Source organism: uncultured Agrococcus sp., from assembly GCF_945915485.1.
GTDB lineage: Bacteria > Actinomycetota > Actinomycetes > Actinomycetales > Microbacteriaceae > Agrococcus.
Genome location: NZ_CAMEFJ010000009.1, coordinates 46,363 through 55,964 on the forward strand (window position 1 = coordinate 46,363; position 9,602 = coordinate 55,964).

General features: G+C 63.0%; 8 protein-coding genes. 2 read left to right on the top strand and 6 right to left on the bottom strand.

What is annotated here, in order from left to right; all coding sequences use genetic code 11:
- Nucleotides 1–194 precede the first annotated feature (194 nt).
- The 6 genes from Q0O95_RS03300 to Q0O95_RS03325 all read right to left on the bottom strand — a co-directional run bounded on the left by Q0O95_RS03300 (nucleotide 195) and on the right by Q0O95_RS03325 (nucleotide 8,221).
- Nucleotides 195–1,523 carry a pitrilysin family protein gene (locus Q0O95_RS03300; RefSeq protein ID WP_293695243.1) on the bottom strand — a complete coding sequence of 443 codons (1,329 nt, stop codon included), beginning with the start codon at nucleotides 1,521–1,523 and terminating at the stop codon, nucleotides 195–197.
- 8 nt (nucleotides 1,524–1,531) lie between these two features.
- The gene (locus Q0O95_RS03305; protein WP_293695245.1) at nucleotides 1,532–3,751 is read right to left on the bottom strand and encodes a polyribonucleotide nucleotidyltransferase; all 2,220 of its coding nucleotides are present in this window, start codon (nucleotides 3,749–3,751) and stop codon (nucleotides 1,532–1,534) included.
- A gap of 438 nt (nucleotides 3,752–4,189) precedes the next feature.
- Nucleotides 4,190–4,459 carry a 30S ribosomal protein S15 gene (gene rpsO / locus Q0O95_RS03310; RefSeq protein WP_293695246.1) on the bottom strand — a complete coding sequence of 90 codons (270 nt, stop codon included), beginning with the start codon at nucleotides 4,457–4,459 and terminating at the stop codon, nucleotides 4,190–4,192.
- A 118-nt stretch (nucleotides 4,460–4,577) separates the two neighbouring features.
- Nucleotides 4,578–5,786: a PrsW family intramembrane metalloprotease gene (locus Q0O95_RS03315; protein ID WP_293695248.1), complete on the bottom strand. Its 1,209-nt coding sequence runs from the start codon at nucleotides 5,784–5,786 to the stop codon at nucleotides 4,578–4,580.
- A 72-nt stretch (nucleotides 5,787–5,858) separates the two neighbouring features.
- The gene (locus tag Q0O95_RS03320) at nucleotides 5,859–7,343 is read right to left on the bottom strand and encodes an aspartate ammonia-lyase (protein ID WP_293695250.1); all 1,485 of its coding nucleotides are present in this window, start codon (nucleotides 7,341–7,343) and stop codon (nucleotides 5,859–5,861) included.
- Between the two features lie 74 nt (nucleotides 7,344–7,417).
- Nucleotides 7,418–8,221: a carbon-nitrogen hydrolase family protein gene (locus Q0O95_RS03325; protein WP_293695252.1), complete on the bottom strand. Its 804-nt coding sequence runs from the start codon at nucleotides 8,219–8,221 to the stop codon at nucleotides 7,418–7,420.
- Nucleotides 8,222–8,285: 64 nt separating this feature from the next.
- On the opposite strand from Q0O95_RS03325, the gene Q0O95_RS03330 reads away from it, so the two are divergent.
- Both Q0O95_RS03330 and Q0O95_RS03335 read left to right on the top strand, forming a co-directional pair.
- Nucleotides 8,286–8,588, top strand: a complete 303-nt coding sequence (locus Q0O95_RS03330; protein ID WP_293695253.1) for a thiamine-binding protein — start codon at nucleotides 8,286–8,288, stop codon at nucleotides 8,586–8,588.
- A gap of 80 nt (nucleotides 8,589–8,668) precedes the next feature.
- Nucleotides 8,669–9,602 (top strand): trypsin-like peptidase domain-containing protein (locus Q0O95_RS03335; protein ID WP_293695254.1); only part of this gene is annotated, 934 nt, incomplete at its 3' end.

Below are 9,602 nucleotides of genomic sequence, written 5' to 3' on the forward strand. Positions count from 1 at the left end.
GTTAGAGGTCGCACCAATAGGCTGCGGTGGCTGCGGTGTGCGCTGTGGTCCCCGAGCTTCGTTGTCGGCCTCGAACGCAGTTCCACTCTTCCACGACTTCGTTCCACTGGATCGAAGTCCAGCCTCCGCCTTGCCCAAAAACCACACCGCGCATCCTCGCTTCATCGCCGCTATCGGCTTAACCTCTCAGTTAGTCAAACGCGAACTAGGTCAGTCTCCACCATACCGACGGCGGCGACCGAGCGCTCCCCCGTCAGCAGATCGGCGGCAAACGTCCGAACGTCCTGGGCCGACACCTGAGCAAGCTGTGACATGGAGGCCTCGAGATCGGTGAACTTGCCGAAGCTCAATTCGGCGCGGCCCAGCCTGGACATCCGCGCATCCGAGTCCTCGAGCGCCAAGGCGCTGGCTCCTCCGATCATGCCGATTGCGCGAGCGCGTTCCTCGTCCGATATTCCGTCGGTCGCGATTGCTTCCAATTGATCCATGAGGATCTTCGAAACCTGACCGGCTTTGGACGGTGAGCACCCTGCGTACATGCCGAACATCCCGCCGTCCGCGTACGACAACCCGAAGGAGTACACGGCGTAGGCGAGCCCACGGCGTTCACGCACCTCCTGGAAGAGGCGAGACGACATGCCCGAGCCGAGCACGGAGTTCAGGATCGACATCGTGGGGCGACGGTCGTCAGTGGCGGTGATGCCCTGCAGACCGATCATGAGGTTGACCTGCTCGAGTGGCCGCTCCACTACCGTGGTGCCTCCGGAGTTCGTCGTGGCGACCTCCGTTGCACGCCGCGGACGCGGCTGCCCGGTCGTGTCGCGCGACCAGCCGTACCGATCGAGTGCCGCCTCGACGAGTTGCACGACCGTGTCATGTTCGATGGCACCGGCGATGGTGACGACGAGGTCACCGAGCGTGTAGTTCTCGCGGTAGTGCTCCCAGACACGATCCCGCGAAACGCCTCGAATCGTCTCTTTCGTGCCGCCGATGGGCCTGCCGAGGGCATGATCGCCGAACACGAGCTCGGACAGCCGTTCACCAACGACATCACCCGGATCGTCGTCCGCCATCGCGAGCTCTTCCAGGATGACGCCACGCTCGGATTCGAACTCGACCGACTCGAGCACCGAGGATGTCACCATGTCCGCGAGGACGTCGATCGCCATCGGCAAGTCGGAGTCGCGTACCTTCGCGTAGTAGCAGGTGTTCTCCTTCGACGTCATCGCGTTGTGCTCGCCACCGACCTCGTCGAACGCGGTCGCGATCTCGAAGGCTGAACGCGTGCGCGTCCCCTTGAACAGGAGGTGTTCGAGGAAGTGCGTCGAGCCGAACGAATCCGCCCGTTCGTCCCGGGACCCGACGGGTACCCAGAATCCGACGGTCGCGGAAGCCGTCGCCGGCATGTGCTCCGTCAGGATGCGCAGCCCGCTCGGCAGCACTGATCGCCGCACGAGCGACCCCGTTCCCGAAAGAATCGAGATATCGGGGTCGCTCAGCGGCAGTTCAACAGGTTCCGGCACGCCGGCAACTACTCCGAATCCGAAGCCGAGTCGTCCTGGACGACGTCGAGCGACAGCTTGCCGCGGTCGTCGATCTTCGTGATCTCGACCTGGATCTTCTGGCCGACGGAGACGACGTCTTCGACGTTCTCGATGCGCTTGCCCTCGTTCAGAGCGCGCATCGCGGTGACGTGCAGCAGACCGTCGCGGCCCGGCAGCAGCGAGATGAAGGCGCCGAAGGAGGCGATCTTCACGACCGTTCCGAGGTAGCGCTCGCCGACCTCGGGAACCAGCGGGTTCGCGATCGCGTTGATCGCCGTCCGTGCTGCTTCCGCAGCGGGGCCGTCGGTAGCGCCGATGAACACCGTACCGTCGTCCTCGATCGAGATCTGCGCGCCCGTGTCGTCCTGGATCTGGTTGATGGTCTTGCCCTTGGGCCCGATGACCTCACCGATCTTGTCGACGGGAACGGAAACGCTGATCACGCGAGGCGCCGTCGGAGCCATCTCGTCGGGAGCGTCGATCGCCGAGTTCAGCACGTTCAGAATCGCGGTGCGAGCCTGCTTCGCCTGCGTCAGTGCGCCGGCGAGGACGTCTGAGGGGATGCCGTCGAGCTTCGTGTCCAGCTGGATAGCGGTAACGAACTCGCTGGTACCGGCGACCTTGAAGTCCATGTCGCCAAGAGCGTCCTCGGCGCCGAGGATGTCGGTGAGCGCCGCATAGCGGGTCTCACCGTCGACCTGATCGGAGACGAGGCCCATGGCGATGCCCGCGACGGGCGCACGAAGGGGAACACCGGCGTTGAGCATCGACAGCGTCGAAGCGCACACCGAACCCATCGAAGTCGAGCCGTTCGAGCTCAGCGCCTCCGAAACCTGGCGAATCGCGTAGGGGAACTCCTCGCGGCTCGGCAGTACCGGCACCAGCGCACGTTCTGCGAGCGCACCGTGGCCGATCTCGCGGCGCTTCGGGCTGCCGACACGACCCGTCTCACCCGTCGAGTACGGCGGGAAGTTGTAGTGGTGCAGGTAGCGCTTGCTCTTGACGGGGTGCAGCGAGTCGAGCTGCTGTTCCATCTTCAGCATGTTGAGCGTCGTGACACCCATGATCTGGGTCTCGCCGCGCTGGAAGATCGCGGAACCGTGGACGCGCGGGATCACGGCGACCTCCGCGTCGAGCGGACGGATGTCCGCTACGCCACGGCCGTCGATGCGAACACCGTCGGTCAGGATGTTGCCGCGAACGACCTGCTTCGTGACCGCCTTGTACGCGGCAGACACCTGGCCCGCGATAGCCTCGTCGACCTCACCGGCGTCGATCTTCGCCTGCACCTGCTCCTTGACCTGCTGCTTGAGCTTGTCGTCGGCGTCCTGGCGCTCGACCTTGTCGGCGATGCGGTAGATGTCGCGAACACCCTCGAGCGCAAGCGACGAGACGAGCTCGAGTGCTTCATCCGAGTACGGCGGGAACAGCGGGTATTCCTTCTGCTCCTTCGCTGCGGTCTCGGCGACCTTCGCCTGTGCAGCCACGAGCTCCTTGATGAAGGGCTTCGATGCTTCGAGACCTGCGGCGACGACCTCTTCGGTCGGCTTCGTGCCGCCCGACTGGATGAGGTCCCAGGCGTTGTCGGGAGCTTCGGCTTCGACCATCATGATCGCGACGTCACCGTCTTCGAGGACACGGCCGGCGACGACCATGCTGAAGACAGCCTCGTTCAGCTGCTCGTGCTTGGGGAATGCGACCCACTGGTCTTCTATGAGCGCGACACGAACGCCTCCGAGCGGGCCCGAGAAGGGCAGTCCGGACAACTGCGTCGACATGGATGCCGCATTGATGGCGAGCACGTCGTACAGCTCATCGGGTGCTATCGAAAGCACCGTTGCGACAACCTGGACTTCGTTGCGGATGCCCTCGACGAACGAGGGGCGCAGCGGGCGGTCGATGAGACGGCAAGTGAGGATCGCCTCGGTAGACGGGCGTCCTTCGCGACGGAAGAAGCTGCCGGGGATCTGGCCCGCGGCGTACATGCGCTCTTCAACGTCGACCGTGAGTGGGAAGAAGTCGAAGTGCTCCTTCGGCTGCTTCGAGACGCTCGTGGCGCTCAGCAGCATGGTTTCGTCGTCCAGGTACGCAGCGGCCGATCCCTGCGCCTGCTGCGCAAGTCGGCCGGTCTCGAACCGGACGGTACGGGTGCCGAAGCGGCCATTGTCGATGACTGCTTCTGCGGATGTGATTTCGGGACCCTCCATAGTGGGGTCTCTCCTCTCTGCGATTGCTTCGACGCGCGCCGCAGTGTGCAGAGGCTGACCTCCATCGTTCTGGTCATCAGTAGAAAATCGCGATGCTGTCCGCATCGAGATTCACCACCAACGACCAGCTGCGGTGCGTGCGCGTCCGGACCGCTCTCATGAGCGTTCCGTACGTCATGCTATCAATACATGCCGAGAATCGGGGATGCCGGGCGCATTGGCCGCTTTCTGACGCTGTGCATCCGCGCACCGGGTGCATGCCCGACCCACATTCCATATCCATTCCTCAGACACACTTCTCGGTCTATGGATGGCGACACGCCCGTATAACGCATTCATTCCATGCATGGACCGAGAAGTGTGCCGGCGTAGAAGGCCATGGCACGCGAAAAGACCCCCGGCCGAAACCGGAGGTCTTCTCGTACGTTTTCGAAGCGTTTAGCGACGCAGGCCGAGGCGCTCGATGAGCGAACGGTAGCGCGCGATGTCGGCTTCCTGCAGGTACTTCAGGAGGCGACGACGCTGGCCGACGAGCAGCAGCAGGCCACGACGCGAGTGGTGGTCGTGCTTGTGGCCCTTGAGGTGCTCGGTGAGGTGCTTGATGCGAGCCGAAAGGATCGCGACCTGAACCTCGGGGCTACCCGTGTCGCCCTCGTGGGTTGCATACTCGGCGATGATCGCCTGCTTCTTTTCTGCGGTAATGCTCATGCGATTCCCTTTCGTCGCAGCGCGGCGCAATCACCCGATGCGATTGCTCTCTCTATCCGCGGCCGATACACGGCAACCTGCCAATGATAGCAGGATCGCCGGCGGTCGGCGACTCGCGCTACCTCGGGCTCCCCGGGCGCTGCAGGGCCGATCCGGGTTGGCCCATCGTCATGTCCCCGCTGGAGGCCCGCAGCAGTTCCTGGCGAAGGCTAGAGAAGTAGGTGAGCGAGTCGGCCTCTTGGCCCTGATTCTCTCGATATTCTCCTCCGACGACTGTCCTCTGCCGGTTGAAGGCCAGTCGGGTAGCCGCTTGAATGTACTTGGTCATGACACTGCGGACACCTCGGCGCTTCGCCCAGTCGAGCAACTGTGCCCGACCGTCCGCGCTCGAGAGCCTATGGGCCTCTTCCATCGATAACCAACCGGCTTCGGCGTACTCGCTCAGTCGCTTCTTGGTTGTCTTCGCCTCCGATCTGGTCAAGAACACGACGACGAGGGCCGACCCGATGGCGATGGGAACCTGGATGATGAAGTAGCCGACGTAGAACAGGTTTCCGAGCAAAGCCGCGCTGCCGTTCCAGAGCATGTGCAGGAAGGCCGAGACCGCCCATCCAGCGGGGAACATCGCGAGCGCCCAGATGCGGCTGCGGTGTGCGACGAGCCCCATGAGGAGGCCGAATCCCATCGCCGTGAAGATCGCGTGCGTCAGCGGGCTCATGATGCCGCGCATAACGAAGATGCCACTCGCATCGCCCGTCAGCAGTAACTGCCCGGAGAAATACAGGATGTTCTCGGTGTAGGCGAAACCGGCAGCGCTCAGCCCTGCGATGACCATGCCGTCGATGGGCCCGTCGATCTGCTTGCGCATGAAGAGGAACAGGAAGAGCAGCGGAATCGCCTTCGCGAACTCCTCCACGATCGGCGCCTGAATCACCGTGCCGTAGAAGCCGAGCTGCTCTTCCGTCGTGATGATGCCTACCGTGACGAGCATGAATTCGAGCACCAGACCGATGCCGAGCGTCATGAGCACAGCACCGACTCCTCCCCAGAGCGCAGAGGAGAGCTTGATGAGCAGCGGCACGGGCTCCCAGCGGTCCATGATGTGCAGCACCCACACGACGAACGCGAGCGGCACCAGCGCGATAATGCTCGTGAACATCTGCACGAGCGGTGAGAACTCCGTGCTCAGGGCGAGGATGAAGACCACAATAGGCGTCGCGAGTCCCAACGCACCCAGGAACACGATGGTGAGTATGAGGTTTCGCCGCTGCGTGCCCTGCGTGTGCCGTATCGACGGGAGAGTGATGTTCGTATTGGGAACGCTCATGGGCATCAGCGTACGAGCTTCCGTCGGAACGTTCCCTGAATGTTGGCCGTGTGTCAAGTGAGCGAAGAGTGCCTACTGACGCACGATGGGAATGCTTTGAGTCACCGGTTGCGGCGAGCTCAACTTGGCGGGCTGCAGCAGCCGCTCGACATCCTCGCGCTTCATCAGCCCCGAGTCGACGACGAGATCGATGATCGATCTATTGCTCGTCAACGCTCTGTGCGCCAGGTCGGCACTCGCGACGTAACCGATGTACGGCGTCAAGGCGGTCACGACCCCGACAGAAGTGCCGACCATTTGGCTCAGCCTGTCGCGGTTGGCTTCTATTCCGTCGATGCAGTTCACGCGCAGGGTCAGGCAGGCCTGCGTGAGCCAGTGGAGGCTCTGCAGCAGCGAGTGAGCGATGACGGGTTCGAACGCATTGAGCTGCAGTTGTCCTCCTTCGGCCGCCATCGTGACGGTCACATCGGCGCCGATGACAGAAAAGGCCACCTGATTGACGACCTCGGGGATGACGGGGTTCACCTTGCCGGGCATGATCGAGGAGCCGGCCTGCTTTGCCGGCAGCGCGAGTTCGCCGAGACCGGCCTGCGGCCCGCTCGAGAGCAGACGCAGGTCGTTGCAGATCTTCGAAAGCTTCGAGGCGAACCGCTTGAGCGCTGCCGAGAGCCGCATGAAGACGCCCGTGTCGCTCGTTGCTTCGATGAGATCGTGAGCCGTCGTGATCGGGAGGTCGGTGATCCGTGCGAGATTGGCCGCCGCGGCCGCCGCGTATCGCGGGTCGGCGGTTATGCCGGTTCCTATCGCCGTCGCGCCGAGGTTCACTTCGCTGAGCGCCGCGGTGATCGCGTCGAACCGATCGAGCTCTTCGCGGAGCGTGTTCGCCCATCCGCCCATCTCCTGCCCGACGGTCATGGGCACGGCATCCTGCATCTGCGTTCGGCCGACCTTGAGGACATCGGAGAATTCCTCCGACTTCTTCTGGAAGGAATCGATCAGGAGGCCGAGTTCCGTGCTCAGGCGACGGACTGTGAACGACATGGCGACCTTGATCGAGGTCGGGTAGGTATCGTTCGTCGACTGGGAGCGATTGACGTCGTCGATGGGGTGGAAGTGGCAGTAGTCGCCCTTGTCGTGCCCGAGCATCTCGAGGCAGACGTTCGCGATCACCTCGTTGGTGTTCATGTTGGTGCTCGTGCCCGCGCCGCCCTGCATGACACCGACAGCGAACTGGTCATGGAACTCCCCCGCGATGATGCGGTCGCAGGCACGGCCGATGAGCTCCGTCTTCGCGTCGGAAAGGACACCGATCTCATTATTGGCCCTTGCGCAGGCCTGTTTGACCATCGCAAGCGCACGCACGAGATCCCCGTAGACGGAGATGGATCGGCCCGTTATGGGAAAGTTCTGCAGCGCACGCACCGTATGGATGCCGAAGTAAGCTTCGGCGGGCACCTCGAGTTCACCCAGCGAGTCCCGTTCGATACGCGTCGGCCCGCTCACGCTGTACTCGCCCCGAGGAGCCGGTTCTAGCTTGTAGCTGGGGGTATCGGTCATGATCGATAAGCCTTTCGACCCGAGTGTGTGCGAACCCTGCCAAGGCTAGTCGATCGTCAGTGCCGAAACGGGTATCAGCGAAGGGCGGGCTCGGTAACTCCGTACCTCTTCAGCGATAGTGACGGATTGACTTCACGTGCCCGAGCAACGACAGCGCCGCTGAGTCGCGCCGTCACTGTCGCCTCCGCGTCGTCTCCCGTTCCGGCCACAGCGATACCGCGCGGGTCGAAGACCGTACTGTGGCCCACGCCCAAAGGAGGGGAGACGTCGACCGCCGCGACATACACGGTGTTCTCGATCGCCCTGGCTGCCAACAGCGTGCGCCATTGGTGTTCCTTGAGCGGCCCCGGTACCCAATCCGCAGGAACAAGGACGATTTCGGCACCGGCGTCGGCAAGCCTTCTAGTCGACTCCGGGAATCGGAGGTCGTAGCACGTCTGCAGGCCGACGGGAGCTCCCGCGACGTCGATGACCGGCATCTGCGTGATGTCACCGGGAGACAGCCATGTCGACTCCCCTCCGCCGAACGAGTCATAGAGGTGGACCTTCCGATACGCGGTCTGCAGTCTCCCTTCGCTGCACACGATGAGCGTGTTGAGAACGCGATCGCCATCGCGCTCGAGCATGCCTGCGACAACCGTAGCCCCGCTTGCTCGCGTCAGCTCACTCACACCTTGCACGAAGGGTCCGTCCAACGGCTCGGCAGCGGCTGGACCGCTTTCCCGCATGTTCTTCTCGAGGAACTGCGAATACTCGGGGAAGACGAGTAAATCAGCGTTCGTGTGTCCGCTCGCGAGCTCGCGCATCCTTGCAAGGTTCGCCTCGGGATCCGGGCCGGAGCGCAGTTGTATGAGGGCGATGTCAAGCGCATAGGTCATGCGGCCATGCTAGCGACCGCAGCACTTCTGCACCGATCGAGACGCGACATGGTTGACTTGAGCCATGATTGTTGCCTTCTCAGTAGCCCCTGGAACGACGGATGAGAACGGTCTCGTCCACGATGCCGTGGCCGCGGCGGTGCGTATCGTCCGCGAATCCGGACTCCCCAATCGCACGGATGCGATGTTCACGACGATCGAAGGGGAATGGGACGAAGTATTCGATGTCGTGCGACGGGCGACGGATGCTGTGCTCGCTGTGAGCCCCCGAGCATCCCTCGTTCTGAAAGCCGACATCCGGCCGGGGCACACTGGCGAAATGCAGGGCAAGCTCGATCGACTCGACGACGCGCTCGGATCTGACTAACGGCAAGCATTCAGCAAGCTTTGACGGCCGGCCCGTAACTTCATAGGGAGTCCCACACCATGATTTCGAAGAGGCAGCACATGGCAAATCTCCCGCGGCGAAAATCGCTTTCGCTCGCTGCTCTCGCTCTACTCGCACTCTCGGTGGCTGCATGCTCCGGTCCGGCCCCCAGCGCCGAATCTACCGGCGAGTACCAACCCATCGCAGCAAACATCGAAAGCGATGAGGCGTCTCTGCGCGAGCCTTTCGAGATGTCCCCCCAGGACACCCACGAGTATTGGGAGAACCCCGAGGCCTTCAATCTCGAGCCTTTGCTGGACTACACGGACCCCGAGGGCTCGATCGGCGAGCAGGGCGGCGACACCCCGACCGGTGCGTTCGTGCCGCCCTCCAACGGCCTTGAAATCGGCGATGATGGAAGAGGGTTGGGCGACGAGCCGGAAGGGCAGCTCTACGACCCGTCCGGAGTCGGCGAAGCAGCGACGGGGCGGCTCTACATGGCGTTCTCCGATGACGAGCGGAGCGTCTGCAGCGGCACCGTCGTCAACTCGCAGTCCGGCAATATCGTCGCTACAGCGGCGCACTGCATCTGGGACAGCGCAGGAAAGCGTCAGGCCATCAACACTCTGTTCGTTCCCGCCGACTCCGAGAACTCCCAGAACCAGCCCTACGGGCGATGGAGCGCCGTCGAAGTCATCTATTCGGAGATCTTTGCTGAAGAGGCAGAATCCGACCCGAGAATCGACGGCGACGGATGGAAGTACGACGTCGCGTTCCTGGTGATGGAAGAGCAGGACGGCCAATCCATTCAAGAGGTGACAGGAGCGATGGGCATCGCGTTCGGAGTCCCGAACCAGTCGCTCGTCTCAACCGGTTACCCGACGCAAGAGCCCTACGACGGAACAGATCGTTACTACTGCTCGACGAACTCCTACCAACTGGGCTACTTCGGCGGCTACCACTGGCCATGCGACATGACGCCAGGAATGTCGGGAGGCGGAGTCTTCGCCTATT